The sequence below is a fragment of the Labilithrix luteola genome, assembly GCF_001263205.1.
Taxonomy (GTDB): domain Bacteria; phylum Myxococcota_A; class Polyangia; order Polyangiales; family Polyangiaceae; genus Labilithrix; species Labilithrix luteola.
The window spans coordinates 8,853,267-8,878,163 of the sequence record NZ_CP012333.1; the positions used below are offsets into that span (position 1 = coordinate 8,853,267).

General features: G+C 66.3%; 26 protein-coding genes. 13 read left to right on the forward strand and 13 right to left on the reverse strand.

The window, feature by feature from the left end; all coding sequences use genetic code 11:
- Positions 1-5 precede the first annotated feature (5 nt).
- Entirely contained in the window at positions 6-446 is a 441-nt protein-coding gene (locus AKJ09_RS38480) for a bactofilin family protein (RefSeq protein ID WP_146652816.1), read from the forward strand.
- Between the two features lie 135 nt (positions 447-581).
- Here the strand turns inward: AKJ09_RS38480 and AKJ09_RS38485 are convergent, their stop codons facing one another.
- On the reverse strand, positions 582-1,502 hold the full coding sequence (locus tag AKJ09_RS38485) for an AAA family ATPase (RefSeq protein ID WP_169928741.1): 921 nt from the start codon (positions 1,500-1,502) through the stop codon (positions 582-584).
- 457 nt (positions 1,503-1,959) lie between these two features.
- On the opposite strand from AKJ09_RS38485, the gene AKJ09_RS38490 reads away from it, so the two are divergent.
- Complete coding sequence (locus AKJ09_RS38490; protein ID WP_169928208.1) at positions 1,960-3,078, forward strand: DUF4388 domain-containing protein; 1,119 nt, start codon at positions 1,960-1,962, stop codon at positions 3,076-3,078.
- 8 nt (positions 3,079-3,086) lie between these two features.
- Complete coding sequence (locus tag AKJ09_RS38495; RefSeq protein ID WP_205633920.1) at positions 3,087-3,776, forward strand: TetR/AcrR family transcriptional regulator; 690 nt, start codon at positions 3,087-3,089, stop codon at positions 3,774-3,776.
- A 158-nt stretch (positions 3,777-3,934) separates the two neighbouring features.
- On the opposite strand, the gene AKJ09_RS38500 is transcribed toward AKJ09_RS38495, so the two are convergent.
- From AKJ09_RS38500 to AKJ09_RS38515, 4 genes are all read right to left on the reverse strand, one after another.
- Entirely contained in the window at positions 3,935-4,735 is an 801-nt protein-coding gene (locus AKJ09_RS38500; protein WP_146652820.1) for a crotonase/enoyl-CoA hydratase family protein, read from the reverse strand.
- Positions 4,736-5,009: 274 nt separating this feature from the next.
- A complete protein-coding gene (gene rlmB, locus AKJ09_RS38505) occupies positions 5,010-5,735 on the reverse strand; it encodes a 23S rRNA (guanosine(2251)-2'-O)-methyltransferase RlmB (RefSeq protein ID WP_146652821.1) in 726 nt (241 codons plus the stop codon).
- Positions 5,732-6,502, reverse strand: a complete 771-nt coding sequence (gene pyrF, locus AKJ09_RS38510) for an orotidine-5'-phosphate decarboxylase (protein ID WP_240488755.1) — start codon at positions 6,500-6,502, stop codon at positions 5,732-5,734. The genes rlmB and pyrF overlap by 4 nt, the downstream gene beginning before the upstream one ends.
- The gene (locus AKJ09_RS38515) at positions 6,493-7,269 is read right to left on the reverse strand and encodes a hypothetical protein (RefSeq protein ID WP_146652823.1); all 777 of its coding nucleotides are present in this window, start codon (positions 7,267-7,269) and stop codon (positions 6,493-6,495) included. Before AKJ09_RS38515 ends, pyrF begins: the two co-directional genes overlap by 10 nt.
- A 345-nt stretch (positions 7,270-7,614) precedes the next feature.
- On the opposite strand from AKJ09_RS38515, the gene AKJ09_RS38520 reads away from it, so the two are divergent.
- Entirely contained in the window at positions 7,615-7,830 is a 216-nt protein-coding gene (locus AKJ09_RS38520) for a biotin/lipoyl-binding carrier protein (RefSeq protein ID WP_146652824.1), read from the forward strand.
- 62 nt (positions 7,831-7,892) lie between these two features.
- Entirely contained in the window at positions 7,893-8,288 is a 396-nt protein-coding gene (locus tag AKJ09_RS38525; protein WP_146652825.1) for a hypothetical protein, read from the forward strand.
- Between the two features lie 84 nt (positions 8,289-8,372).
- Here AKJ09_RS38525 and AKJ09_RS38530 read toward each other — a convergent pair whose 3' ends face one another.
- Entirely contained in the window at positions 8,373-9,395 is a 1,023-nt protein-coding gene (locus AKJ09_RS38530) for an MlaD family protein (RefSeq protein WP_146652826.1), read from the reverse strand.
- A gap of 64 nt (positions 9,396-9,459) precedes the next feature.
- Positions 9,460-10,203 (reverse strand): ABC transporter ATP-binding protein, encoded by a 744-nt coding sequence (locus AKJ09_RS38535; RefSeq protein ID WP_146652827.1) that lies wholly within the window; start codon positions 10,201-10,203, stop codon positions 9,460-9,462.
- 115 nt (positions 10,204-10,318) lie between these two features.
- On the opposite strand from AKJ09_RS38535, the gene AKJ09_RS38540 reads away from it, so the two are divergent.
- A complete protein-coding gene (locus AKJ09_RS38540) occupies positions 10,319-10,678 on the forward strand; it encodes a hypothetical protein (RefSeq protein ID WP_146652828.1) in 360 nt (119 codons plus the stop codon).
- Between the two features lie 43 nt (positions 10,679-10,721).
- Here AKJ09_RS38540 and AKJ09_RS38545 read toward each other — a convergent pair whose 3' ends face one another.
- From AKJ09_RS38545 to AKJ09_RS38570, 6 genes are all read right to left on the reverse strand, one after another.
- Complete coding sequence (locus AKJ09_RS38545; RefSeq protein WP_146652829.1) at positions 10,722-11,546, reverse strand: MlaE family ABC transporter permease; 825 nt, start codon at positions 11,544-11,546, stop codon at positions 10,722-10,724.
- 24 nt (positions 11,547-11,570) lie between these two features.
- Positions 11,571-12,395 (reverse strand): MlaE family ABC transporter permease, encoded by an 825-nt coding sequence (locus tag AKJ09_RS38550; RefSeq protein ID WP_146652830.1) that lies wholly within the window; start codon positions 12,393-12,395, stop codon positions 11,571-11,573.
- 51 nt (positions 12,396-12,446) lie between these two features.
- Positions 12,447-12,944 (reverse strand): hypothetical protein, encoded by a 498-nt coding sequence (locus tag AKJ09_RS38555; RefSeq protein ID WP_146652831.1) that lies wholly within the window; start codon positions 12,942-12,944, stop codon positions 12,447-12,449.
- Positions 12,945-13,111: 167 nt separating this feature from the next.
- Positions 13,112-13,474, reverse strand: a complete 363-nt coding sequence (locus AKJ09_RS38560; RefSeq protein ID WP_146652832.1) for a hypothetical protein — start codon at positions 13,472-13,474, stop codon at positions 13,112-13,114.
- Positions 13,475-13,489: 15 nt separating this feature from the next.
- On the reverse strand, positions 13,490-14,245 hold the full coding sequence (locus AKJ09_RS38565; RefSeq protein ID WP_146652833.1) for an ABC transporter ATP-binding protein: 756 nt from the start codon (positions 14,243-14,245) through the stop codon (positions 13,490-13,492).
- Positions 14,242-15,132 (reverse strand): hypothetical protein, encoded by an 891-nt coding sequence (locus tag AKJ09_RS38570; RefSeq protein WP_169928209.1) that lies wholly within the window; start codon positions 15,130-15,132, stop codon positions 14,242-14,244. Before AKJ09_RS38570 ends, AKJ09_RS38565 begins: the two co-directional genes overlap by 4 nt.
- 74 nt (positions 15,133-15,206) lie before the next feature.
- Between AKJ09_RS38570 and AKJ09_RS38575 the strand changes: the two genes are divergently transcribed.
- From AKJ09_RS38575 to AKJ09_RS38600, 7 genes are all read left to right on the forward strand, one after another.
- Positions 15,207-16,715: a serine/threonine-protein kinase gene (locus AKJ09_RS38575; protein WP_146652835.1), complete on the forward strand. Its 1,509-nt coding sequence runs from the start codon at positions 15,207-15,209 to the stop codon at positions 16,713-16,715.
- 91 nt (positions 16,716-16,806) lie between these two features.
- Complete coding sequence (locus tag AKJ09_RS38580) at positions 16,807-17,799, forward strand: tetratricopeptide repeat protein (RefSeq protein ID WP_146652836.1); 993 nt, start codon at positions 16,807-16,809, stop codon at positions 17,797-17,799.
- A 4-nt stretch (positions 17,800-17,803) separates the two neighbouring features.
- Positions 17,804-19,045: a hypothetical protein gene (locus tag AKJ09_RS38585; protein ID WP_146652837.1), complete on the forward strand. Its 1,242-nt coding sequence runs from the start codon at positions 17,804-17,806 to the stop codon at positions 19,043-19,045.
- 3 nt (positions 19,046-19,048) lie between these two features.
- Complete coding sequence (locus AKJ09_RS38590) at positions 19,049-20,296, forward strand: hypothetical protein (RefSeq protein ID WP_146652838.1); 1,248 nt, start codon at positions 19,049-19,051, stop codon at positions 20,294-20,296.
- A gap of 437 nt (positions 20,297-20,733) precedes the next feature.
- Entirely contained in the window at positions 20,734-21,348 is a 615-nt protein-coding gene (locus tag AKJ09_RS56420) for an SWIM zinc finger family protein (protein WP_420814291.1), read from the forward strand.
- On the forward strand, positions 21,291-24,164 hold the full coding sequence (locus tag AKJ09_RS38595; protein WP_146652839.1) for a DEAD/DEAH box helicase: 2,874 nt from the start codon (positions 21,291-21,293) through the stop codon (positions 24,162-24,164). Before AKJ09_RS56420 ends, AKJ09_RS38595 begins: the two co-directional genes overlap by 58 nt.
- Positions 24,165-24,267: 103 nt before the next feature.
- A complete protein-coding gene (locus tag AKJ09_RS38600; RefSeq protein WP_146652840.1) occupies positions 24,268-24,810 on the forward strand; it encodes a TerB family tellurite resistance protein in 543 nt (180 codons plus the stop codon).
- The last annotated feature ends 87 nt before the right edge of the window (positions 24,811-24,897 follow it).

Sequence of the window (24,897 nt, forward strand, 5' to 3'; positions counted from 1 at the left end):
GAGGGATGAGCGATCTGAAGACGGGCCTCGGCGCCTCCGCGACCGAGAAGCGAACGCTGGTCGAGGAAGGCACGACGTTCAAGGGGTCGCTGACGTCGACGTGTCCGATTCTCGTCAAAGGGACGATCAACGGAGACATCGAGGCGCCGTCGTTGACGGTGGCCACGAGCGGCGCGGTGAGCGGAAAAGTGAAGGCAGGCGAGCTCAAGAGCGACGGCGAGCTCTCGGGCGAGTTCGACGTGGACAAGGTCCAGCTCTCGGGCTCCGTGAAGGACAACACCGTCCTTCGCGCGAAGTCGCTCGAGGTGAAGCTCGCGGTGACCGGCTCGAAGATGCAGGTCATCTTCGGCGAGTGCGCGCTCGAAGTCGGAGACGCGCCGTCGCTCAACAAGGCCGATCACAAGCAAGAGAACGGCAAGAGCATCCCGCCGCCCGCCGAGAGCTGATCCGTTTGCAGCCGATGGCTGCACGGTGATGTGAGATCGGGAAGGCTCCATCGACGAGTGCTGCGCGCGCTCGTCGATGGATGTTGGTTAAGGCGGCGCAGCGGCGCGACGTCGTGGCGGCGCGCGCTTCTCGAATCAGGAGCCGAGCAGCTTGTTGGCTGCGTTCGTCACCTTGAGGCGGTCTTCTTCGTGCTTTACGAGGACGCCAAGGGTCTCGGTGACGAGCGTCCGATCGAGTCCGCTGGCGCCAAGGAGAAGAAGCGCGCGCGCCCAGTCGATGGTCTCGGAGATCGAGGGCAGCTTGCGAAGGTCGAGCTTGCGGACGTCCGCCACGAAGCGGACCAGCGCCTCGGCGAGCTCGCGCGCGATGCCGGGCACGCGCAGTTCGAGGATGGCGAGCTCACGCGACGGCGGCGGGTAGTCGAGGAACGTGTGCAGGCAGCGCCGCCGTAGCGCGTCCGTCATGTCGCGCGTGGCGTTCGTCGTGAGCAGAACGAGCGGCGTATGAACGGATCGAATCGTTCCGAGCTCGGGGATGGTGACCTGCTGCTCGGCGAGGATCTCGAGCAGGAACGCCTCGAACTCCGGATCGGCGCGGTCGACCTCGTCGATGAGCAAGACGACCGGTACGTCGCTCTGCAGCGCCGCGAGAAGGGGGCGCGCGATCAGGAAGCGCTTACTGAAGAACTCGCTCTCGGCCCCCTGGAGTCGCGCAGCCGCGTCGGCCACCGAGCTCGCCCCCTGGGTCTGTGACGCGATCGTGTCGCGCAGCAGCTGCGTGTAGAGCATCTGCTTGGCGTAATCCCACTCGTAGAGCGCTTTGCCTTCGTCGAGGCCCTCGTAGCACTGCAGGCGAATCAGGGGCCTTTCGAGGGTCTCGGCGAGCGCGCGGGCGAGGTCCGTCTTGCCCACGCCGGCAGGTCCTTCGAGCAGCAGCGGTCGGCCGAGCTGAAGGGCGAGCCAGGCCGCGAGCGCCGTGCGGGAATCGGCGATGTAGGTCCGGGAGATGGCCTTCTCGAGGCTAGCGGCGTCGGGCGGCGTCTTGGCTGTGTCCATGCTCATGCGGGGCAATGCTCGTGCGGAGTGCAACGGACGAACGAGGAAGGGCGGCGAAGAGTGACGAGGACTGCAGCGTCGGTGGTCGGGCGAGAGACCAGATACGGCGCGGCTGCTGACCCGATGCATTACCGCATCGCGCTCGTGATTGTCCCAAACAGAACCCAAACCAATGTGGCACTGGAAGGGCAAACGACGAACGGGCAAACGGCGGCCGTGAAAAACGCTCTCGAACGCGGTTTATATAGGTGAGCGTCTCCGATGGCCTGCGTCAAAGTGCAAGCTTTTCTGCGGCTCTGATAGCTTAGGTTGGATGTCCGATCGCGACGACTTGCTTCGCGTGGACCAGACCGGGGCCGTCCACCCCGTCGGCCGCACGGCAAGCCAGCAGTTGAGACCGAGGGCGGGGGAGTGGAGACTCATCCCGAGCCCGCGCGATCTGATTGTCGCGAGGAGCATGAGCGGTGGCGACGCCGTCATGAAACTCGCCGGTGAGATCCGGTCCCCCGGTGCCCTTTCCGACATCGTGGCGCTTGCCGCTCAATCGAATTGGAAAGGCGAATTGATCGTTCTCTCGGAGAAAGGAACACGCTCGCTCTACTTCGAAGGCGGAACGATCATCGCCGCGTCGACGACCATCGCCGAAGAGCGTCTTGGCGAGACACTGTATCGGTTTGGTGTGATCACGCGCGAACAGCTCGAGACGATCGTTCGCATCAGCACGGAGACTCGAAAGCGTCTTGGTGAGACGGCGATCGAGACCGGAATCGTTGCTGCCGAGCAGCTGTATTCGATGATGGCGCGACAAGTCGAAGAGGTGTTCTTCGCTGCCGTGCACGTGACGGAAGGTGCGTTCTACTTCTTCGATCGTTTCGAAGAGCGACACATTCTGAGGCGTCACAGCCTCAACGCTGGTGGCCTTTTGATGGAGGCTGCGCGTCGAATGGACGAGATGCGTTTCTTCCGGGAAAAAATCCCTGGTGATGCATACATTCCTGTTCCCGTGCCTGGAAAAAAGGCCTCGGAAGAACTCGAACAGGTGTTTGCAGAATGCGACGGACAGAAGAGCATCGCAGACATCGGCCGAGCAATCGGTCAGTTGGAATTCGAAGTTACCAGGGCCGTATTCCAGCTTGTGTCGAGCGGCTGCGCTTTCGTTGTTGCACCCCGTCCACGCGGTCCGGAGGCGATCGTTGAGACATTCAATCCAGCGCTCGCGGTGATCCACCAACGGTGTGACCTTGCCGGAAAAGGTGACGAGCTGCGTGAAGGTCTGTCTCGATTCGCAACCGGAGGCGGAGTATACGATCCGTTGTTCATGGGGGCTGGGCCGCTGATGGACGGGACGTTGAAGCCTCACCGCATCGCGAGCAACATCGCGATGCTCGCGGGTGACGACGACCCTGACGCCTGGCTCGTGGGGCTCATGAACGATTACGTCGGCTTCGCTCTATTCCAGGCGGAGTCGCTCTTGCCCCGCGATTCGCAATCAAAGCTGCAGGCCGATGTCATGGAGATTTTGAAACCGCTTCGCCCGCTCATCGATGCTGGGCCGCGCTCGCGAGGTAACTCGTGAGCTCCGTCGTGAGGCCCTCGAAACCGCCGCGCCGAGAGTCGGTTCCGCCGACTGGACCGCGCAGCTCCGAAACACCGATCGCACCGCGCAAGCGCAAGAAGCTACGCAAGGAGGAGATCGTCGTCGAAGCGACGAGCCTCTTCGCCGAGCGTGGCTACGAAGGCGCGAGCATGGGCGATCTCGCCGAGCGCGTCGGCCTTCGCAAGGCGTCGCTCTTCCACCACTTCCCGAGCAAAGACGTTCTCTACGCAACGGTGCTCACGCACCTGCTCGACAACGTCAAGACGGCGATCTTGTCCGCTGCTCAGACCGAAGGCTCGTATTCCGAGCGTCTCGATCGACTGACGGACGCGATCACGACCACGCTCGGGGCGCAACCGCACACGGCGCGACTTCTCGTTCGCGAGGCTCTCGATTGGGGCCCCGTCATGCGCGAGCACGTCGGCAACACGGTGAAGGACATTCTCGCTGCGGCCCTCGAGTTCGCGCGCGAAGGTCAGCGTGAAGGTCTCTTCGACGAGAAGCTCGATTCCACGCAACTCATCGTGTCTCTGATCGGCATTCACTTCATGCCGTTCGCAATTCCGGAGATCATCGAGCACTTCACGGGGAGCTCTCCGTTCGTGCCCGAGTTCATCGAACAACGTCGGCAGGCCGTGCGCGAGCAGCTTCAGCGTCTCGCGACCAAAGCTCGCTGATTCGAATTCTTGGTTTGAAATGATGCCGGCGCGAGGGGGTGTCCGCCGGCAGTCTCGATCGATCGTGATTCGATGCCGGCGCGAGGGGGTGTCCGCCGGCAGTCTCAGTCGATCGTGATGTGATGATGCCGGCGCGAGGGGGTGTCCGCCGGCCGCTTCTAACGGCGAGTCTTCTCGTCGACGCCAGCGTCGAACGAGCCATGCCGCCCACGCCCTTGCGCGAACGACGTCGCGCCAGCCTTCGCTTCGCCGGCCCCGAGCGAGCGCATTCCGATCTCGAACTCGCGCGCCAGTGCGTGCTCGAACGGAACGTCGAACGACGCATACGCACTCGCGCGATCGCCACGCATGGTCGTTTGAGGGAAGAAGGCGATCTCGGCAGCGAGAGCTTCCGCAGCTTCACGCGCTTGGCCCCGAGGCACCACGCGGTTGGCGAGCCCCATGGCGAGCGCCTCTTCGGCACCGACGGGCCGGCCGGTCAGAATCATGTCGAGCGCGCGTGAGAGGCCGATGAGGCGCGGCAAGCGAACCGTGCCGCCGTCGATGAGCGGAACGCCGAAGCGTCGGCAGAACACGCCGAAGACGGCGTCTTGCTCGACCACGCGCAGATCGCAGAGCAGCGCGAGCTCGAGCCCCCCGGCGACGGCGTGACCGCTCACGGCGGCGATGGCGGGCTTGCTCAACACGAAGCGTGAAGGCCCCATGGGCCCGTCGCCTTCGGGCGAGAGCACGTTGCCTTCGCCGCGTGCGAACGCCTCCAGATCGGCGCCCGCGCAGAACGTACCGCCCTCGCCATAGAGGACCGCCACACGCGCGTTGTCGTCAGCCTCGAAGGCGCGGAACGCGTCCGCGAGGGCCGCCGCCGTTGTCCTGTCGACGGCATTGCGGACCTCGGGGCGCGCGAGGACGATCGTGGTGACGTGACCGTTGGTCTCGAGCCGGACGGTGGGCGAAGTCATGGCGCCGTAGAGTACCGAACCGTGCGTGCGCGTCGCCTTTCCACCGATTTCCGTCACGGAACTCGGTGAAAATAGGCGGCCCGCGAACCGTTCGGTGCTCCGCGCAACTCAGTTGCGCTGATTGAACAGTCAAACGGAGTTCGCGACAGACTTGTGCAAAGGACCGTGAATTTCGAGGTTCGCCCATCGTGGGCCCCGAAAGTCACGGTCCTTGCAAGTGGTCGCCCCAGTGGGGGCGCGCGTCGCTCGGGATCGGCGTCGACCGCCGTGCGGCTCAGGCCGGATTGCGGCGGCGTAGCACTTCGTAGATGGCGATGGCCGCCGCGACCGAAGCGTTGAGCGAGTCGAGCACGCCGGTCATGGGCAGGTTCGCGAGCTCGGTGCATGCGCGCTTGACCGGCTTGCGGAGCCCTTTGCCTTCTGCGCCGACGACCAGGACGACGGGCCCTTCGAACGCGACCTTCGGAAGCGAATGCTCCGCGTTGGCGTCGAGGCCGATGATCGTCGCACCCGCGTCGCGCAGGCGCTCGAGGGCGTTCGGCAGCGCGCTTACGCGACAGAGCGTGGCGTGCTCCACGGCGCCTGCAGAAGCGCGGAACGTGGCAGGGGAGAGAGGCGCAGCGTGGTGCTCGGGCCAGAGGATGGCACTCGCACCGAGGGCGACGCACGAACGAATCACCGCGCCGAAGTTCTGCGGATCTTCGAGCTCGTCGAGCGCCACGACGAGGGTGGTGGGCCCGAGCTCGGCGATGATCGCCTCGAGAGGCACGAGAGCGAGATCGGGCGCGTAAGCGATCGCGCCCTGATGGCGAGCGCCCTTGGAGGCGCGATCGAGGTCCCCGCGCGAGACGAGTTCGACCGCTGCCCCGCGACCCTGCGCGAAGCGAGCGACGGCTTCGATCTGCGGTCCGCCGTCTTTCTCGACGAGCACGCGTTCGAGCTTTTCACCGTGGACGCGAATTGCTTCGCGCACGGGCTGGAGGCCGGTTACGAGCCTCACGACGAGACCTTCACACGCGCGATGGCGTCGGCGATGGAGCGAGCTGCCACGAGGCGATCTTTCGCGTCACGAATGGGGCGACCGACGACGACCCAGCTCGCGCCGTCCTGAATCGCGCGCTCGGGCGTCGCGACGCGCTTCTGATCGTCGGTGGTGTTGCCGCCGGCTGGCCGCACGCCGGGCGTGACGAGCACGGCGTCGGGACCGAGAGCGCGGCGGAGATACTTCACTTCGGCAGGCGAGCACACGAACCAGCGCACGCCTTCGTCCCACGCGAGGCGGGCGAGCTTTTCGGCTGCGTAGCTCGTGCGCGTGCGAACGATGCCATCGGGCTCGGGGGGCAGGGTGACGCCGCTCTCGAAACCGATGTCGTCGAGATCGGCATCGTCGAGCGAGGTGAGGATAGTCACCGCGCACACCGCGAGGCCTGCGCCTTCGGACTCCGCACGCGCGACCGCGCGATTCAACATCGTGCGGCCGCCGCTGGCGTGCACGGTCACGAGGCGCGCCCCGAGCGTCGAAGCCTGCGCAACCGCACGCTCGACCGTCTCGGGGATGTCGTGGAGCTTCAGATCGAGAAATACGGGAAGGCCCACGTCGCGACCAAGCGTCACGACCGAGGGGCCTTCACGCACGAAGAGTTCCAGCCCGACTTTGACCATTCCAATCGCGGGCGCGACTTCGCGAGCCGCGGCGAGAGCCTCGGCGCGGTCTGCGAAGTCGAGCGCGAACGCGATAGGAGGGCGGGCTTGTTCGGTCAGAGACACGAGCAGAGCGGGTCGCCGGCTTGGCAGGTGCAGGCGGGACGGGGAGTAGCGGGCTTGCTGCCACCGCCACCACCGCCACCACCACCGCTGCGGACCGCGGCGATGTTGGCCTGCGTGCGCTTCTGCTGCTCCTGAGCGGCGAGAAGCTTCGCCTGGGCAGCCGAGCGATCGGCTTCGCTCTTGGCGCTGGCAGCTTCGGCCTGTGCGGCCGAGATCGCGTCGTTTTGCGCCTTGAGGTCGCCCGTCAGCTTGGTGAGCTGGGCTTCCTTCTCGGCGATTTCTTTCGCCTGGCGGGCCTGGATCTCGGCCTGCTTGTCGTTGTTCGCCTTCACGGCCAGGCCGCCGCCGACGGCGCCAAGGATGGCCAGCGCGCCGATGCCGACAGCGATGTACGTGAGCTGCTTCTTCTTCTTGTCCTGCGACAGCGCAGCGAGCTGGCGCTCGTGTTCCTGCTGCTGCTGGAGAGCGCGGAGGCGAGCCTGGTTCTCGGCCTCGTGGCGGGCGCGATCAATCTCGCCCTGGCGGATGGCATCGACGCGCGCTTGTTCTTCGCGCGTGCGCTGCTCTTCCTGACGACGACGTTCCTCTTCGGCGCGCATGCGAGCTTCTTCCGCTTCGCGTGCACGGCGCTCGGCCTCCTGACGGGCCGCGAGCTCGTTGGCTTCCTTGAGTTTCCGATCGTCGTCCTCTTGCTTGATCCGATCCTCCTCAAGGCTCATGAGCTCTTTGAGGGAGAAGAGAACGGAGCTCTCTTTCTGTTCCGCCATCGCGTTTCTCGTTCTTCTCGGTTCTCTAGGTCACCGTCGCCGCGAGGGCTGTCGTCCAGCGCCACTGGACTTGTCCCATCGTGGTTCAGGGGAGCGGGTGCCGGAAAAGTTACCTGCCCGTAGCCGCGTTCGCAAACGGTAATGCGGGCCTAGCACGAATTGATCGCTGGCTGGGCTAGGAACACGCGAATCGGTCGCGTTTGCTCGCACCCACGTGTCTCGCGTGTCTCGCGTGTCTCGCTGGTCTCGCGTGTCTCGCTGGTCTCGCTAGCTCGCGCGCACCGGCTCGGCTCCGACTCGAACGCGCCTTGCGCTCTGGGCCAGACCCGTTGGACCATGCGGTCGATGCCGACCAACGTGAACGCGCACATTACGGGAACGGTCTGGAAGATCGAAGTGAAGCCCGGAGATTCCGTGTCCGAGGGCCAGGTCTGCGTGATTCTCGAGTCGATGAAGATGGAGATGCCGGTCGAGGCGCCGGTGTCTGGAAATGTCGAATCGATCGCCTGCGCCGAAGGGCAGGCGGTGAACGAGGGCGACGTCCTTCTCACCATCGCGTAGTTCGGTGTCGTGACGCGCTCGCCCGTAGCTCGTCGCGTGCCAATCGTTTACGCTTTTCGGCCGTGAAGGTTCGTCGCAACACCAGCGCTTTGCGCATGCTCGTCGTGCTGGGCCCGGTCGCGGCCTTTGCCCTGTTTCCTGCGGCGTGCAGCTCCAATAGCGAGCAGGCGGCCGGCGGCGAATGCTTCCTGGCGACCGATTGCGCGCCCGGGCTCATCTGCATCGAACAGCGTGACGGGACGCGTCGTTGCTCGGACGACCTCACGAGCGTGGTGGGCAAGCCGCCGGGCGAGGCGGGAGCAGCGGCCACGGACGGGGGAGACGGCGAAGCGGCCGCGCCCGGCGATGCGAGCGGCGGTGACGACGCGGCCACCAAGCCCGATACGAGCAAACCGGACACGAGCACGCCCGACACCAGCGTGCCCGATACCAGCACGCCCGATACGTCGACCGACTAACTTCTGGTCGTGCTTCGCATACGCGAAGCGTCTCTCGCCGAGCCCTCGTTCGCTTCGTCGGACGCGCTCCTCAGGAAGCGCCGGTCATTCGCGCCAGAGGAACTTCCAGGGATTGTGTTTGAGGTCGCGCACCATCTCCTGGACGTCGTCGTAGATCGCTTCGTCCATCACGAGCGCGCCGACCGTGCCGTTGCCCTTCTTGATGTGCGTGACGATGGCCTGCGCATCGGCCGCGGTCGCATTGGCGCGGGCGGCGAGCTGGGCCACGTCTTCGAGCGCCTTCTTGAGCTTCGCTTGCTCCTCTTCGCCGCCGACCACCTTCGAGGCGCGGTTCAAATTGGCGAGCGCCTCGCGGGCGTCTTTGAGCATCGGCTCGCTGTCTTTACGAAGGTCCGTCGAGATCTTGTCGACGTTGTCGATCGTGCGCGCGATCTTCGGGTTGTCGACGTACTGCGTGCGCGCGTGGACGGTGAGGGTGTTGGCTTCGGCCGTGAGCGACTCGAGGTTCGCCACCGTGCGGTTGATGCGCTCTTTGTTGTCGCTGAGGACGCCGTTGAGGTTCTTGAGCAGGCCCGCGGTGTTGGTCGCGATGTCGCTGATGAGCTCGCGGTTGTTTCGGATGCCCGTGATCGTGGTGTCGAGAAGCTCGTAGGCCTTGGCGAGGAACAGGTCGAGGCGCGGCGGGTCGATGCCCTTCACGACGCTGTTGTCGGGGAGAACCGGCTTGAGGGGCGAACCGGGCTCGATGGCCAAGAACTGCTCGCCGAGGACGCCCTGCGTGGTGACGTAGAAGTCGGCGTCTTCGTGGATCGATTCACGCACGCGCTGCTCGATGGCGAGCTTGGCGCGGACGAGCGTGCGGCGGTTCGTCTTCGGATCGATCTTGCCGCCCATGAAGGCGAGGTCGCTGACCTTGCCGACCTTCACGCCCGCGATGCGCACGGGCGCGCCCGACTGCATGCCACCCGGGTTGTCGAAGTCGACGTAGACCGTATAGGTCTTCTCGAACGACAGACCTCCCATGATGAGGACGAAGGCGGCGAGGATCCCGAGCGAGACCAGGATCAGGATGCCGACTTTGACCTCGATCGATTTCTCCTGGGCCATCGATGGCCAAGGCTACAGGCGAATGCGGCCGAAGGCCACGAGGTTCCTGCGTACTTCGTGGGTTTCAGAGCTCCATCGGGCCCGTGGCGTGGCCGTTGATGAACTGCTGAACCACGCCGTCGGGGGTGGCCCGGAACTCCTCTCGTGAGCCGAGCATCCGGAGCTTGCCGCGATACAGCATCGCGATCCGGTCGGCGATGGAGAAGATGCTCACGAGGTCGTGGCTCACCACGATCGAGGTCACTCCGAGCTTGTCGGAGAGCTCGCGAATCAGGACGTCGACGCGCCGCGCGCTCACCGGATCGAGCGACGTCGTCGGCTCGTCGAAGAGGACGTACGTCGGGTCGAGCGTGAGGGCGCGCGCGATGGCTACGCGCTTGCGCATGCCGTCGCCGAGCTCGGGCGGGTAGCGGTCGCCGAACTCCTGCATGTGGACCATTTGCAGGCGTTTGCGGGCTTCGCCGAGCGCGTCTTTCAGGCTCAGGTTCTTGTGCTTGCGGAGCGGAAGCGCGACGTTTTCGGCGCAGGTCATCGAATCGAAGAGCGTCGAGTGCTGAAACACCATGGCGCACTTCTTCCGAATCGGGCCCATCTGTTGCTCGTCGAACTTCGAGATCTCCTCGTCGTCGAGCCAGATCTCGCCGCTGTCCGGATAGAGCAGGCCGACGAGGTGCTTGATGAGCACGCTCTTACCGACGCCGGATGCCCCGATGATGAAAAACACCGAGCCCGTGGGCACGTCGAACGAGACGTCGTTGAGGACGGTCTTCGGGCCGAACGACTTGATGATGTTCTTGAATTGAATCATCCGAAACGACGGCGAGGCCTTTGCCTAGCGTACACGGAGATCGTTTCGTCCGCTGCGCCGTCGAACCTCGGGCGGCGAAGAAGTCCACGACATCGAACCCGGACAAGGGAATTCCATGCGAAAGACCCGTTTGGCTCTGCCCCACGTGCATGCGCTCGCGCTCGCCTGTCTCGTGGGCGCTGCGCTCCTCGCGGCCGCTCCTGCGGGGGCTGCGAATATGGCGCTGAAGGATCTCATGAAGAAGATGGGCGCGACCGCGGCGGCGGGAGACGCCAAAGCGCTGTCGCCGATCTTCGCGCAGGCGAAGACGATGGCGCCCAGCGATCCGGAGTTCGCGAACTGGACTGCGATCGCCGACAAGGGCAAGGCCGCCGCGGACAAGGGCGACCTCGAAGCGGCCAAGGCCGTTTGCAAGGACTGCCATACGCCCTACCGCGAGAAGTACCGTACGAAGTACGGCTCCAAGTCTCCGTGAACGCGGCGCAGGGGGCCACGCGAGGCGAGGGCAGGCCGATCGATCAGCCCGGGAAGATGAGGAAGCCGGCGCCCGAGATGAAGAAGTTGAGGATGATGATGGCGAGCGAAGTGTTGACGACCGCGCGCGTCGTCGCCCAGCCGACGCCCTCGGAGCCGCCGAAGGTCGACAGACCGCAGTAGCCGCTCACGACCGGGATGGCCGCGCCGTAGGCGAAGCACTTCGCGACTCCGACGGACATGTCGCCGACGTCGACGAGTGACGCGTTGAAGAACGTCTGGAGCGGAACGTCGAAGGCGAGGTAGGCGGTGATCGCACCCGACACGAAGGCGACCGCGCCGGACCAGACGATCAGCACGATCGTCATGACGATGCTGGCGATGAAGCGCGGCTTGATCAGAAAGTCGATAGGATCGGCGGCGCACATGCGGAGCGCGTCGATCTGCTCGGTGACGACCATCGACCCGATCTCGGCGGCGATGCCTGCACCCACGCGTGTGGCGAGCATGAGCGCACCGAGTGAGGCCGCCAAATCGCGCACGAGGAGCTCGAGGTAGGTCGCGCCGAGCATCGTGAAGTCGGGCACGACGCGCTTGGCCTGGAGACCTGCCTGGTAGGCGAGGATCATCCCGATGAAGCCCATCGTGATCGACAAGAAGAAGAGCGACTTGTTGCCGATCTCGTACATCTGCGCGACGACCGCGCCCTTCTCCCGCCGTCCGCGCGCCGTGTAATAGAGCGTGCGGACGAACACGGAGTAGAGCTCGCGCCCGCCGATGAGCAGATCGATGGCCGCGGCGCCGAGGTGACCGACCCAGCCGAGCTCCTCGGGTTGGTCGTCGATGGGAGAAACGGTTTGCGCCGTCACGCTCTCATCCTCCTCATCTCTCTCTCATCCTCCCAGCGCGAAGCTCACCAGGTAGTCGAGGACGAAGACGCCCGCCGCGCTCGCGACGACCGTGGCGTTGACCGCGCGGCCGACGCCTGGAGCACCGCCCGTGGTGGCGAGGCCGAAATGACAGCTGGCGAGGGCGATCACGAGCCCGAAGACGATGCTCTTGAAGAGACCGTTGGCGACGTCACCGAAGCCGAGCAAACCGGTGGTGAGGCCGTTGTAGAAGGTCTGGGGGCTCACGCCGAGGAGCGCTTGGCCCGTGTATGCCGCGCCGAAGAGGGCGAGGGCATCGGCGAAGAGCGTCATCATGAAGAGCGTGCTGACGATGCCGACGAAACGTGGGGCGATCAGAAAGCTGATGGGGTCGATGGCGAGCACGCGCAGCGCGTCGAGCTGCTCGGTGACGACCATCGTTCCCAGCTCGGCCGTGTTGTTGGCGCCGACGCGCCCGGAGATCATCAGCGCGGTGAGAAGCGGTGCGATCTCACGGAGGGTGCCGAAGCCCGCGCCCCAACCGAGAAGTCCCTCGGCGCCGTACCGCTTCACGATGGTCGCGGCCTGGATGACCATGATGGCGCCGGTGAAGAGCGCCGTGACCACCACGATGGGCAGCGACTTCACCGCCATCTTGTAGAGGTTCTTCCACAGCTCGCGCGAGTCGATGCGGGGCGGGAAAAAGCGGGAAATGATGCGCGCGAGCAGGATCGTCATCCCGCCCGCGGTTCCCGCGATGTTGAGGAAGGCCGCCCCCGCCTTGGCAGCCGTTGCCTCGAGGCCACTCGGGCTTTTGGTAGGGGTGGGCGCGCTCGCCTGGGCCGACATCGAGGCAAGCACTATACACGCGCGTTTCGGCGGCGTGTCTCGAACCGCGTCTCAGCGATGCCCGCCGCGGTAGTAGCCGCCGCGCATGTGGTACGTGCCGGCGCGGTAAGCCCCGCGCGGAACGGCGTAGCGCGGCGCCACGTAGACGCGAGGCGAAACCCAACGGCCGCCCGCCCACACGCGCGGGCCACCCCAGGGTTGATGCACCCACGCGCCTCGGTAATAAGGACCCCAACCCCAGGGCGAGAAGTACCAGGTCCAGCCGTAGCTCGGCGTGTAGAGGTACACGTAGGGCTGCGAGGCGATCGCGTACGAGCTCGCTCCCGCCGGGACCCAGATCCAGCCGTAGGTGTCCGTGAGAACCCACTGGCCTTGCGGTGGGGCCGCGGGGGCGGCCGTCGGTGCGGCTTGAGGGGGTGCAGGCGGCGTCTCCGGCGGAGGGGACTCTTGGTCCTGGGCCATGGCCGCTGTCGGAATCGTGAGAACCGGCAGACCCGCCACGAGCGCAACGAGCGCCGCTTTGGCCGTTCTTGCCATCCACGCTTTCATGGTTCGACCCTCGCTCTCGCAACGGAAACAAGCGAGCGGCGCGCCGCCTTCCTGGTTGGGCTGCGACGCGCCATCCGAGCCCGTTGGAAGCGTCGAGAAAGGACCTCTTCCGCGAGCTCGAACGCGTCCGTCAGGAGGCGAGGGGCGTCTCTGTCATTCGATCTCTGTCATTCGAGAGGCAGGTCGAACAGCCAGGCGAGGCCCGTCATCGACACGACGTTGATGGCGAGGATTCCGATGCTCCAACCGAGGCCTTGCAGGAGCCCGACCGGGCGAAAACGGCGCGTTCGCGCGAAGTGGTAGGCGACTGCGAAGAGCCCGAGGAGTGGCGAACCCAGAAGAGAGAGGCCGATGAGCGCGTTGTCGCGGCTCGCCGGCGTCCAAGCGCGCTCGAGCTGCGCCTCGTCGAGCTTGCGTTCGTCGCGGCGCACCACGAGCGAGGACAGGGTGACCAGAAGTGCCCACGAGGCGACGAGGAGAACGACCTCGTAGGGGCTGTCGTGCGGAGCGACCGGGGGCTTCGTCGTCACGGTTGCGTGCTCCCGTCAGAGCGGACCTTCGGTGAGGCCGTGGACGAACTGCTTCACACGCGGCTCGGTGCTGCTCTTCGCCTCCGCGGTGGTGCCGTCGAAGATGAGCTCGCCGCGGTACATCATGCCGACGCGATCGGTGACGGTGAGCAGCCGGTCGAGATCACTCGAGACCATGACGACCGTGGCGTTCGAGGCCTGTTGCTCTTCGCGAAGCAGGTCGAAGATCTTCTGCGAGGTGACCGGATCGAGCCCTGCGGCCGGCTCGTCGTAGAGGACGATCGAGGCCTGCGTGATGGTCGCGCGAGCGACGCCGACACGCTTTTTCTGGCCTCCCGAGAGCCCGGCGGGCATGCGGGTGTCGAAGCCGGTGAGGGCAACGTGGGCGAGTCGTTCGTCGACGCGCTTTTTGATTTCGTCCTCGGGCAGGTCGGTGAGACGCCGGAGCGGGAAGGCGATGTTGTCACCCACGGTCAGGTGATCGAAGAGGGCGTTGTTCTGGAAGAGCATTCCGAACTTCAGCCGCAGGCGCTGCAGGTCGAGCTCCGACGCCGTCGTGACGTCTTCGCCGTCGACGACGATGCGCCCGTGATCCGGCTTCATGAGGCCGGTGATCATCTTGAGGAGGATGCTCTTGCCGGACGCGCCCGGGCCGATGAGGCCGTACAGGCAGCCCCGAGGCACGTCGAGGGAGACCGAACGGAGAACCTGGTTCGGGGGGCCGCCGCCGGTTGGCCGGAACGATTTGGAGACGCCTTCGATCGAGATCACGGTCCTACGCCTGGTCGCATGCTCATCGAACCCGGCCCGCCGGGGCCGTTGGGCGCCATTCTAGCGCCGGGCGGTCCGCCCGTGCGTGCCGCGAGCGCCGCGTTCTCGTCGCGCTCTCGACGAAGGCGCGCGAGCTTCGCGTACAGCGCGAGCGTGGCACCGAGGAGGGCGAGGACGAGGAGGACCAGGCCGGCGAACGCGCCTTTGAGCGTGTTCATCGACCCACGGGCAACGGCGATCGGACCGACGTGCATGAGCTCCGAACGGCCCGCGATGGGACGCGCCGCATGGGGAACGAAGACCACCGCGACGTCGGTGGGGGCGAGGGAAGGGGCGCCGCCCGACACGAGGCGCTGGATGTTCTCGGCGGTTAGCGGAGGGGTCGTGCCGCGGTGCTCGACGAGCACGCTGGCGGTGGTTTTCGGGGGCGGACCGTCACGGAGACCGTCGCGCGGGGGCAAATTGAGGTGAACGCGGGCGGACAAGACCCCGTCCAGGTTCGCGAGCGTACGCTCGAGCTCACCGGAGAGGCCGGCGACCAACTGGGCGTGCTCGGCGGCTTGGCTGGGAACGAGCTGACCCCGATCGGCGGCCTCGAGGACGCCCCGCGCCTTGGGGCGGGGGAGCTGCTCGTCGGCCATGGTCGCGAGAGCACGCGCTGCGTCATCGCGGGGGACGTTGACGCGGAACTTTCCCTCGTTGGTGGGGTCCGTCTCCTTAACAGCGTCGATTCCGGCCTGATCGAGCGTCACGACGACGCGGTTTGCATCGCCTTCGTCGAGTCCTGCGGCGACCGGTACGGCGCAGGCCAAGGCCGTGGAGGCAAGAACGGTGACACCCGCGACCCGCACGAGACCAGCAAGAGCAGTCCCCAACAGCCTTTGCATCGGCCCCTTGTATACCATTGGTCCCAGGTCGCGGTAGACTGGCCACAGTGCGCGACGAAGGGCAACACACGCGGATGTCGCGTCCGGACGAGCAGCTGACGCAAGCGGAGACCGCGCCTGCGTTGACGGCGACGACGGCGCACGCCGCTCCTGCGCCCGGAACGAAGATCGGCCGGTACGTCGTCGAACGTCATCTCGGCGCCGGCGGGATGGGGATCGTCGTCGTCGCGCGTCACGCCGAGCTCGGCGAGCCGGTGGCGATCAAGCTCCTTCACCCGCACGCGGCGCAGGATCGCGTCCAGGTCGAGAGGTTCGTCCGCGAAGCGCGTGCCACCGCGCGGATCAAGAGCGAGCACGTCGTGCGCGTGCTCGACGCGGGGGCCGACGAGACGACGGGCGCCCCGTACCTCGTGATGGAGCACCTCGTCGGAAACGATCTCGGGCGTGTGCTCACCGAGCACGGCCGCATCCCGGCGCCACACGCGGTCTCGTACATCATGCAGGTCTGCGAGGCCGTCGCCGAGGCGCACGCGCTCGGCATCATCCATCGCGATCTCAAGCCGTCGAACTGCTTTCTCACCTACCGGAACGACGGCTCGCCGCTCGTGAAGGTTCTCGACTTCGGCATCTCGAAGGCGGTGAACAACGAGGGCATGCTCGATCCCAAGCTGACCGAGACGCAGGCGGTCTTCGGTTCGCCGACGTACATGTCTCCGGAGCAAATCCGCAGCGCGAAGCACGTCGATGCCCGCACGGACGTGTGGTCGCTCGGGGTCACGCTCTTCGAGCTCATCACCGGCAAGCTCCCGTTCATGGCCGACAACATGTCCGGCCTGCTCGCGTCGATCGTCGCCGATCCACCGTTCGCCGTTCGCTCGTTCGTGCCCGAGGTGCCGGAAGGCCTCGAGCGCGTGATCTTCGGCTGTCTCGAAAAGAACCCGGCCAACCGCATTCCAACCGTCGCCGATCTCGCCGCGCGCCTTCATCCGTACGCCAGCCCCGGCACGGCGATGCCGCGCATTCGGCCGTCGATGCTGCCGCAACCAGCGGCGCCGGCGCCGGGCCAGAGCTGGCCCAGTGCCCCCGCCCCGATCGTCTTTGGCACGACCGGTCAAAGCTTGCGAGATACGGGACCGGCCGCGACGCGGCGAGGGCTCCGGGGATCGCTCGTGGCCCTCATCGTCGGAGCGGTCGCGTTGCTGCTGGCGACGTCGGTGGCGAGCGTCGCGTATCTGGCCAAGTCACGGAACTCGCATGCGCAAGGGACGTCGAGTGCGCCGCCACCCGAAGGTCCGAGCGTTTCTTCCGCCCACGTGGAGCTGCCACCGGCGGTAAGCGTGGTGACACCCGTCAAGCCGGTCGACGAACCAACGCCGCCGGCGTCGGCGGGGCCGGCTCCCTCGGTCCCTGCCTCGTCTACGCGTGCGGGCAAGCCGGTCGTCCCCGCCGTCCCCGCGGGCGGCCCGACCGCCCGTTCCGGACCGGCGCATCCGCCGGTTCCGGCGTCGGGAACGGCACGAACGCCGTCGGCTCCCAGCGGGACGCCGCCGCCCGTCTCACCGAACCTCGACACGCGCTACTGATCTGCTTGCCGGCCTCTGCTAGCGTTCTTTGACGGTGCAGGTGAACGTCTTGTCGGGGTGGGCTCGGGTCCGCCGGTCTTTCTTTGCGGGTGTGGTGGTCGCTGGTGTCTTCGGCGCGCCTTTCTTCTATGTGCCCGAGGCGCGGGCTGACGCCATCGCGGACGCCGAAGAACTCTTTCGGCGTGCCAAGGCGCTCATCGCCCAAGGCAAGCACGAAGAGGCCTGTCCACTCCTGAAGGAGAGTTACCGGCTCGATCCCGGGCAGGGCACGCTTCTCAATCTCGCGTTGTGTCACGAGCACACCGGCCGCGTGGCTTCGGCCTGGGGCGAGTTCCGCGCCGTCGAGCAGCAGGCGAGGGTCTCCGTCCCGCCGCGCACCGAACGCGCCGAGCTCGCTCGCCAACATGCCGAGAAGCTCGAGCCGCGAATTTCGCGCGTCCGCATCGTGGCGCCGCCCGACGCGAAGGTGCCGGGCCTCGTCGTGAAGATCGACGGAGAGGAGCGCGCCGAACTGCTCTGGAGCGGTGTGCCGGTCGATGCGGGCAAGCGCACGGTCGACGTCTCTGCCCCCGGCAAGAAGTCGAAGACGTTCGAGATCACCGTCGAAGACGGGGGAAGCTCGCAGACGGTCACCCTTCCTCGCCTCGAGGACACGCCGAGCGCGAACCCGACGCCGGCGCCTACGCTCGCCGACACCTCCACCGGGACCACGACGCCGAGCGATCCGTCGTCGGATCGTGCTTCGGACGGCAGTGGCCGGCGCACGGCGGGCTTCATCGTCGGCGGGATAGGCGTGGCGACCTTGGCTGCGGGCGCCGTGTTCGGCGTCGCGGCGATCGTGAACAACGACAAGGCGCAGCAGTGCGCGACGCCGTGCAGCGGCGCTCAGGCCGACGAGAGCAATCGCGCCACCGACCGCGCGCTCGTCTTTGCGAACGTCGCGAACGTCGCCATTCCGATCGGCGTCGTCGGCACGGCGATTGGCGCGATCCTCGTCTTCACGTCGGGGCCCTCGAACAAGGTCGCGCTCCAGCCGAGCGTCTCGTCACACAGCGCGAGCCTCGGCTTCAGCGGTCGATGGTGATCGTGTGATCCGCAAGACGGCAGCTATCGCGATCACGCTCGGCATGCTCGTCGCGGCGTGTCAGCTCGTGGCTGGCATCGAGCGCGTCGACAAGGACATTGCGGCGGCCGACGTGACCACCGACGCCGGCAACCCCGACCCGGGCGCCATCCCCGATCCGTGCCAGCACGCCCGCCCTCCGGGGAAGCCGAGTCGTGACGACGACCCGACACGTGAGCTCCCCGCGATCGTCCTGGCGATGAAGCAGTTCTCGCTCAAAGACGAGGACAACATCCAGCCAGGGTTCGATCTCGACGGCGTTTGCACCTGCGATACGAGACCCGGCTCCGCGGATGGTGGCGCATCGTCGTGTGTGCGCAAGGGAGACCCCATCTGCGATGCAGATGGTGGTGTCGACAACTCCTTCGCCATCGCTGCCAAGTCGTTCGACATCGGGTCCTTCGACATCGACAAGTTCGCAGGGGTGAACGAGAGCATCGCGCGCGGACGGGGCGGCGGCCTTTTCTTCATTCGCAAATACAACGGACGCGCGAACGATCTGGAAGTCGAAGTCGGCCTCATCGGTGCGTATGGAGTCGTTTCCTCGCGCTGTCCGGAATCCCAGCCGGACGACGGGGGCATGCCGACGTACTCGCCCGGTTGGTGCGGTGACGACGAGTGGACGTACGCGCCGAAGACGATGGTCGGCGGTTTTCCGATCGTGTTCGGCTCGGGCTACGTGCACGACTATCACCTGGTCATCCGGGTTGACCGCAGCGTGACGGTGCCCTTCGGCGAAATCGGCTTGAGCATGAACTCGCCCGTCTTCGTGGCGACGCTCGTTCCGCTCGACGAACACATGGCTCCGCGCGATCCGAACCAGCCTCCGACCGCGAGCCAAGAGCGCTTCTACGCCATCGAGGACGGGACCATCGCCGGACGTGTTTCAGCCACCGATCTGCTCTCGGCCGCAGGCGCCGCCGCCACGCCGGCCGGCTTCGGACAGGGTTACGTGTGTCAGACTCCGGGCGTTTACGAACTCGTGCGCGGCCAGATTTGCCAGGCCCTCGACGTCGCACAATCTCCGAACCTCGACTTCCAGCCGGGCTACGGGTGCGACGCGGTGTCGATGTCGATTCGCTTCAGCGCGCAGCCCGCGCGTTTGGGAGAAGGCATCGACCCGTCCAATCCGCCGAACCCGTGCATCGCGGTCGACGGCGGTCCGATCGACTCGGGCAACTACATCAAGAAGTACGGATGTGACTAGGTCATGGCTCGTCGCGTAGCGCTCTTTGGACTGTCGCTCGTCTCGTTGCTGGCCGCCTGTCAGCTCGTTGCCGGAATCGAGCGCGTCGACAAGAGCACGACCGGACCGACGGTGACCGACGTCCCGGACGCGTCTGCACCGACCGAAGCCGGGCCCATCGATCCCTGTGTGCACGCCCGTCTTCCCGACACACCCTCCGTCGACGACGACGCCGCCTTCGAGCTGCCGACCATCGTGATGGCGATGGAGCGCTTCTCCCTCAAAGACAATCCCGACGGCCATCCCGGTGTCGACCTCGACAACGTGTGCACTTGCGACACGCGCCCGGATACCGCGCACGACGGCGCCAGCTCGTGCGTTCGCAAGGGCAAGCCCGCGTGCGATGGCGACGGTGGGGTCGACAATTTCTTCGGCGACTCCGTCGCGACCTTCCAGGTCGGGTTCGATATCGACGACTTCGCGGGCGTCAACGAGGGGATCTCCCGCGGTCGTCAGAGCGCGCTGCTCTTCGTGCGAAAGTACAATGGGCGCGCCAACGATCGCGACGTCGAGGTCGGTTTCGTGGCCTCGGACGGCATCCGGGATCAGGGCTGTCCACAGTCCGTGCCCGAGGGCACCGGCCGCGGTTGGTACACGCCCGGCTGGTGCGGGACCGATGCCTGGTCCGTGCTTCCTGGCACCATCGTCAACGGCTTCCCCGTCGCCTACGGTCCCGGGCACGTCACCGACTACTCACTCGTCGTCGAGCTCGATCTCTCCGTCGGCGTGCCGTTCGGTGACATCGTGCTCGCCATGGGCTCGCCGGTCTCCGTCGGCAAGCTCGTCCCGCTCGACAAGGACATGAAGCCGAGGGATCCGAACGTCCCTGCGACGCCGGAAGAGCAAACCTTGTGGCGCCTCGATGACGGCATCATCGCCGGGCGCGTGGCGGCGACGGACATGCTCTCGGCGGCAGGCGCGGCGTTTTCGCCGACCGGTATTGGCCAGGACGGAACCCGCGTTTGCCAGAATCCTCTCTTCTTCAGTTACATCAAGGGCCGGATCTGCGATTCGCTCGACATCGCCAAGTCGGCGAAGCTCGACTTCCAGCCGGACTACGCGTGCGATGCGGTATCGATGATGATCCGCTACTCGTGCGCTCCCGCGCGCGTGGGCGGGGAATACAAAACCGACCTGACCGCGAACCCGTGCGTTGCCGTCGATGGTGGCCCGCGCGAGCCGCAGCCGGGGGTCTCCTATCGCTGCGACTGATCGCGCGAGCCTCAAAACAGAGCTAAATTCAGCAGCTGCGCGCGAGGTCAGCCCCGCTCGTCGGAGCTGGGCGGTGGCTCGTCGCTCGAAAATGCAGGCACGTCTGGCCTGGCATTTCCTCGATTAACGAAGTATTGCTCTCCCAACAGCTCGATGCTAACTGGCATCGACCGCGTCGGACGGCGAGGCCTCTGTGTTCTGCTGGGCCCCGAAAAACGCGAGCTCTTTCCGCCCTCTCCATCTCTCCACCTCTTCCTCTCCTGTTACCAAGGAAAGGCGCGTCCCTCGTAGGACGCGAACGAGAGCTTCGAGTGTCGACTCCGTTCACGGAAGCGCTGAGCCAGCTTAACGACCGCGCCCTTCGCCGATTGCTCGGCGCACGGGCTTTTCTGCGCGGTTATGACTACGTCCGCCGTCAGGCCGTCTCCGACGTCCAGATGGAGGACCTTGCCGCTCGCGGACACGTGAGGGGCACGGACCTCGAGCCGTACGCCGTCAAACTCCAGGTGACCCCGTCCGGTTTCACGAGCGAGTGCTCGTGTCCGGCGTTCCCGAAGATCAACGGACATTGCAAACACGTTGCAGCGCTCCTGATCTCCTGTCGCGATCAGGTTCGGCCCAAGCAGCCGCGCCTCGATCTTGCGCCGGCGGGAACGAACGGTGCGTCGCACGGAATTCACGGAGTTACCGCGATGGGAGCCGGAGGAGGCGGTGGCCTCGGAGGGGGCGGGGGTGGCGGGCATGATCGGCCGGGTCACGACCGCTCGCACGGCAATGATCCCGAGGGCATGGGCGGCAGCAGCCGCCGTGCGCGCCGACGGGCCCGAAAGCTCGCCGCGCAGCGGGCGGGCGGAGTCCCCCCGATCGGAGGATCGATGGGGGCGGCGCCCCGGGCCGTCCGGGCTTCTCGATTGGTGATCGTGGTGAACGCGGTGAACGCGGTGAACGCTCCGATCGATCCGCTACCGGCGTCGATGCCTGGCTGCCCGAGCCGATGCCGCCTGCGCCGAAGTCGATCGAGTACCGCATGCAGGTCCGCGCGGGTGCGCTGACCATCTCGCTGCTCGATCCCGAGGCCCGTACGCCGCTCTCCGCCTCGGCGATGCTGCAATTCCAGGCGCAGCGACCCACGCCGGACCGCGAGGCGCTGCGCGTCCTGGCCCGTCTCGAAAACGATGGTCCGCGTCGCGTCGGCATCGACATCCGGGGGGAAGACGCCTCCGAGCTCCTTCCGCATCTGAAGGGGCGTCGCGTCATCCTCGAACCGCAGATGATGGAGCTGCGCTTCGGCGACGAGCCGCTTCGCCCGCGGTTCGATCTCGAGCTGAGCCAGGATGGCCAGCAGGTCATCGTGAAGACGGCCTTCATGCGTGCCGGCGATCCGCGCAAGTTCACGCTGGCGCAGGGCGGCTGGTTCGAAGGCAGCCCCGCCTGGCACGTGGACGCGCAGGAAGGCTGGGCTCGCCCGGTCGATCGGCGTCTGTCGCCGGCGAGCATCCGCCGCCTCACGCGCACGCCGTCGATCTCGGAGTCGATCGACAACCTCCCGGTGCTCCTCGCGCAGGGCCTCCCGCGCGTTGCGCTCGAGGTTGGTGCGGAGCTGCCCGATCTCTCGCAGGTCGCCGACGTCGTCGACATTCGGCCGACCTTCCGCCTGCGCGCCGGTGGATCGCTGACGGAAGCACGCGTCTCGCTCCGCGCCGACTACGCCGACGTCGAGATCGACGTCCGCGCCGACGGAATGACCGCACCGGTCATCGTGAAGCCGCCGCGCGTGACCGATTCGGACGACGACGACATCGGCTCGGGACCACGCCGCGTCCCGGCGTCCAAGCGCGCCACGGTCATCCGTTGCGACATCGCCGCGCAGCAGGAAGCGACCAGCGCCCTCCGCGCGCTCGGTCTCTCGACCGACGAAGACGGCATGGGCTTCGTGGCCCGCGGCGACGACGCCATCCAGTTCTGGACGGAAGCCGTCGGCTCGCTGCCCGAAGACTGGGATCTCTTCCTCCCCGACGACCTGGTCGACGTGCAAGTCCGCTCGAGCACGCTCTCGGCGAACGCGCGCGTCTCGAGTGGCGTCGACTGGCTCTCGCTCCGCCTGTCCTTCGAGTCCGAAGGCGTCGCGGTCACCCAGGAAGAGCTCGCGCGCTGCCTCGCCGAAGGGCGTCGCTACGTGCGTCTGCAAGACGGCTCGTTCGCGCGCATCGATGCCGAGAAGGTCAAAGAGGTCCTCGCCCGTCAGGCCGAGATCCTCGCGACCGGAGGCGGGCAGGGCACGCGCCTTCCGCTCTCGCAGGCGGGACGCATCCAGGAGCTCCTCGATCAGGTCGGCAAGGCGCACGTCAGCGACGGCGCGAAAGAGCTCTTCAGCAAGCTGAAGAACGTCGACGAGATCAAGGTCGTCAAGAAGCCGCGCAACCTCAAGGCGCAGCTCCGTCCGTACCAGGAGCAAGGCTTCCAGTGGCTTTGGTTCCTCCACGAGATCGGCTCGGGCGGCATCCTCGCCGACGACATGGGTCTCGGTAAGACGGTCCAGACCATCGCTCTTCTGCTCGCCGTGAAGAGCGCCGTGGAGAAGGACGCGAAGGCCGAGGGCAAGAGCGACGGCAAGAAGAAGTTCAAGGCGCTCATCGTGGCGCCCACGAGCGTCGTCACGAACTGGGAGCGCGAGCTCGACAAGTTCGCCCCCTCGCTCAAGCACATGGTCTGGCACGGTGGCGGCCGCAAAGAGCGCACCGACGAGCTCGAAGATGCCGACGTCGTCATCACGAGCTACGCGCTGCTTCGTCGCGACGAGGCAATGCTTGCCGGTCTCGACCTGAAGTACGCCATCCTCGACGAGGCGCAGAACATCAAGAACCCGCTCAGCGCTACGGCGCGCGCGGCCAAGCGTCTCAAGGCCGATCGCCGGCTCGCGCTCTCCGGTACGCCGATCGAGAACCGCCTCTCGGAAATCTGGTCGATCTTCGACTTCGTCAGCCCCGGCCTTCTCGGCCCGCTCGACAAGTTCGAGGAGCGCTACGGTCGTCCGATCGACAACGGTGATCAGAAGGCGGCGCGCCGTCTCCGCTCGACGATTCACCCCTTCATCCTTCGACGCACGAAGTCCGAAGTCGCCAAGGATCTCCCGGAGAAGATCGAGACCGATCAGATCTGCGAGCTCACCGGCGAGCAGACGTCGCTCTACTCGGCCGTCCTCAAGGAAGTCCGCGCTCAGGTCATGGGCGAGGTCGAGCGTCAGGGCATCGCCAAGAGCCACATCCAGATCCTCGCCGGCCTCACGCGGCTCCGTCAGGCGGCGTGCGATCCGCGCCTGCTCGGCCTGCCGCGCACCTTCGGCGACGAAGACTCGGGCAAGCTCGTGGCGCTCCGCGAGCTCATCCAGACGTCGATCTCCGGCGGGCACCGTGTCCTCGTCTTCAGCCAGTTCGTCTCGATGCTCAGCCTCGTTCGCAAGGCGATGGACGAAGACCGCGTGCGCTACGAGTACCTCGACGGCTCGACGAAGGACCGCATGGCGCGCGTCGAGAACTTCCAGCGCGAAGACGGCCCCCCGGTCTTCCTCATCTCGCTCAAGGCGGGCGGTTCGGGTCTCAACCTCACCGCGGCCGACACCGTCATCCACTTCGACCCCTGGTGGAACCCCGCCGTCGAAGATCAGGCGACCGACCGCGCGCATCGCATCGGTCAGACCAAGGTCGTCACGACGTACCGCCTCATTGCCAAGGGCACCATCGAGGAGAAGATCCTCGAGCTCGGAGGCAAGAAGCGTGAGCTCACGGCGGCTGTCCTCAGCGAGGACGTCGGCGGCGCGAAGAAGCTCACGAAGGGCGACCTCGAAGAGCTCTTCAGGCTCGACGCTTGATCGGTTGCCGTCGCCGGTACCTCACTCGGTGAACGCCGCGTGAGGATCCGGTGACGCGGGGTTGGCCGTTGATCTTGCCGCGGGTGCAGATACGCTCGCGGCAATGATCTGGCTCTCCAACTCCACCATCGCGCGCCTTCGTGATCAGCTCCAGACCCGCGGCCAGCGTCCCTCGCTGATCGCGCCTGATCCGAGCTTGGCGAAGGAGGAGGCGGAGCTCATGACCGTCGCCGCCGAGTACGGCCCGATATGCGAGGCCATGTACTTGATGATGAGCGCCGACGGGAAGATCTCGAACGACGAGCGTGACGTCCTCAAGGGGGCGCTTCGCAATCTCTCGGGCGACGCCGTGCGGAGCGCCCACATCGACGCGATGCTCGACGCCGCCGTCAAGGGCGTCCAGGAGCAGGGGCGTGAAGCTCGACTGAACGAGGTCGTGGCTGCGCTCCATGAGGATCGCGCGCGTGCCGAGGTCGCGTTCGTGCTCTCCTCAGCCGTCGCCTTCGCGGACAACGCGATTGCCGACGAAGAGAACGAGACGCTCAATTCGTTCGCCGAGGGCCTCGGCATCGACGAGGCGCGCGCAAACCAGCTCTTGGACGAGGTCGAAGCCGATCTTGCCGGTCAGAAGGCTGCCGGCGAATAGCCTGTGAGGCAGCCAGCCGAACCGTGACCGAACCGGCGTAGGGAAGCCTGCGCCCTTCGTTCTCGACTGGCGTGCCGAGCCTCGCGT

What these genes read in the sequence shown, in the direction of transcription:
- AKJ09_RS38480 (WP_146652816.1), top strand. Translation starts at nt 6, where the DNA reads ATGAGCGATCTGAAGACGGGCCTCGGCGCCTCCGCGACCGAGAAGCGA.
- AKJ09_RS38485 (WP_169928741.1), bottom strand. Translation starts at nt 1,502, where the DNA reads ATGGACACAGCCAAGACGCCGCCCGACGCCGCTAGCCTCGAGAAGGCC.
- AKJ09_RS38490 (WP_169928208.1), top strand. Translation starts at nt 1,960, where the DNA reads ATGAGCGGTGGCGACGCCGTCATGAAACTCGCCGGTGAGATCCGGTCC.
- AKJ09_RS38500 (WP_146652820.1), bottom strand. Translation starts at nt 4,735, where the DNA reads ATGACTTCGCCCACCGTCCGGCTCGAGACCAACGGTCACGTCACCACG.
- AKJ09_RS38515 (WP_146652823.1), bottom strand. Translation starts at nt 7,269, where the DNA reads ATGGCGGAACAGAAAGAGAGCTCCGTTCTCTTCTCCCTCAAAGAGCTC.
- AKJ09_RS38520 (WP_146652824.1), top strand. Translation starts at nt 7,615, where the DNA reads ATGCCGACCAACGTGAACGCGCACATTACGGGAACGGTCTGGAAGATC.
- AKJ09_RS38530 (WP_146652826.1), bottom strand. Translation starts at nt 9,395, where the DNA reads ATGGCCCAGGAGAAATCGATCGAGGTCAAAGTCGGCATCCTGATCCTG.
- AKJ09_RS38535 (WP_146652827.1), bottom strand. Translation starts at nt 10,203, where the DNA reads ATGATTCAATTCAAGAACATCATCAAGTCGTTCGGCCCGAAGACCGTC.
- AKJ09_RS38540 (WP_146652828.1), top strand. Translation starts at nt 10,319, where the DNA reads ATGCGAAAGACCCGTTTGGCTCTGCCCCACGTGCATGCGCTCGCGCTC.
- AKJ09_RS38550 (WP_146652830.1), bottom strand. Translation starts at nt 12,395, where the DNA reads ATGTCGGCCCAGGCGAGCGCGCCCACCCCTACCAAAAGCCCGAGTGGC.
- AKJ09_RS38555 (WP_146652831.1), bottom strand. Translation starts at nt 12,944, where the DNA reads ATGAAAGCGTGGATGGCAAGAACGGCCAAAGCGGCGCTCGTTGCGCTC.
- AKJ09_RS38570 (WP_169928209.1), bottom strand. Translation starts at nt 15,132, where the DNA reads ATGCAAAGGCTGTTGGGGACTGCTCTTGCTGGTCTCGTGCGGGTCGCG.
- AKJ09_RS38575 (WP_146652835.1), top strand. Translation starts at nt 15,207, where the DNA reads ATGTCGCGTCCGGACGAGCAGCTGACGCAAGCGGAGACCGCGCCTGCG.
- AKJ09_RS38590 (WP_146652838.1), top strand. Translation starts at nt 19,049, where the DNA reads ATGGCTCGTCGCGTAGCGCTCTTTGGACTGTCGCTCGTCTCGTTGCTG.
- AKJ09_RS56420 (WP_420814291.1), top strand. Translation starts at nt 20,734, where the DNA reads ATGGAGGACCTTGCCGCTCGCGGACACGTGAGGGGCACGGACCTCGAG.
- AKJ09_RS38595 (WP_146652839.1), top strand. Translation starts at nt 21,291, where the DNA reads ATGCCGCCTGCGCCGAAGTCGATCGAGTACCGCATGCAGGTCCGCGCG.
- AKJ09_RS38600 (WP_146652840.1), top strand. Translation starts at nt 24,268, where the DNA reads ATGATCTGGCTCTCCAACTCCACCATCGCGCGCCTTCGTGATCAGCTC.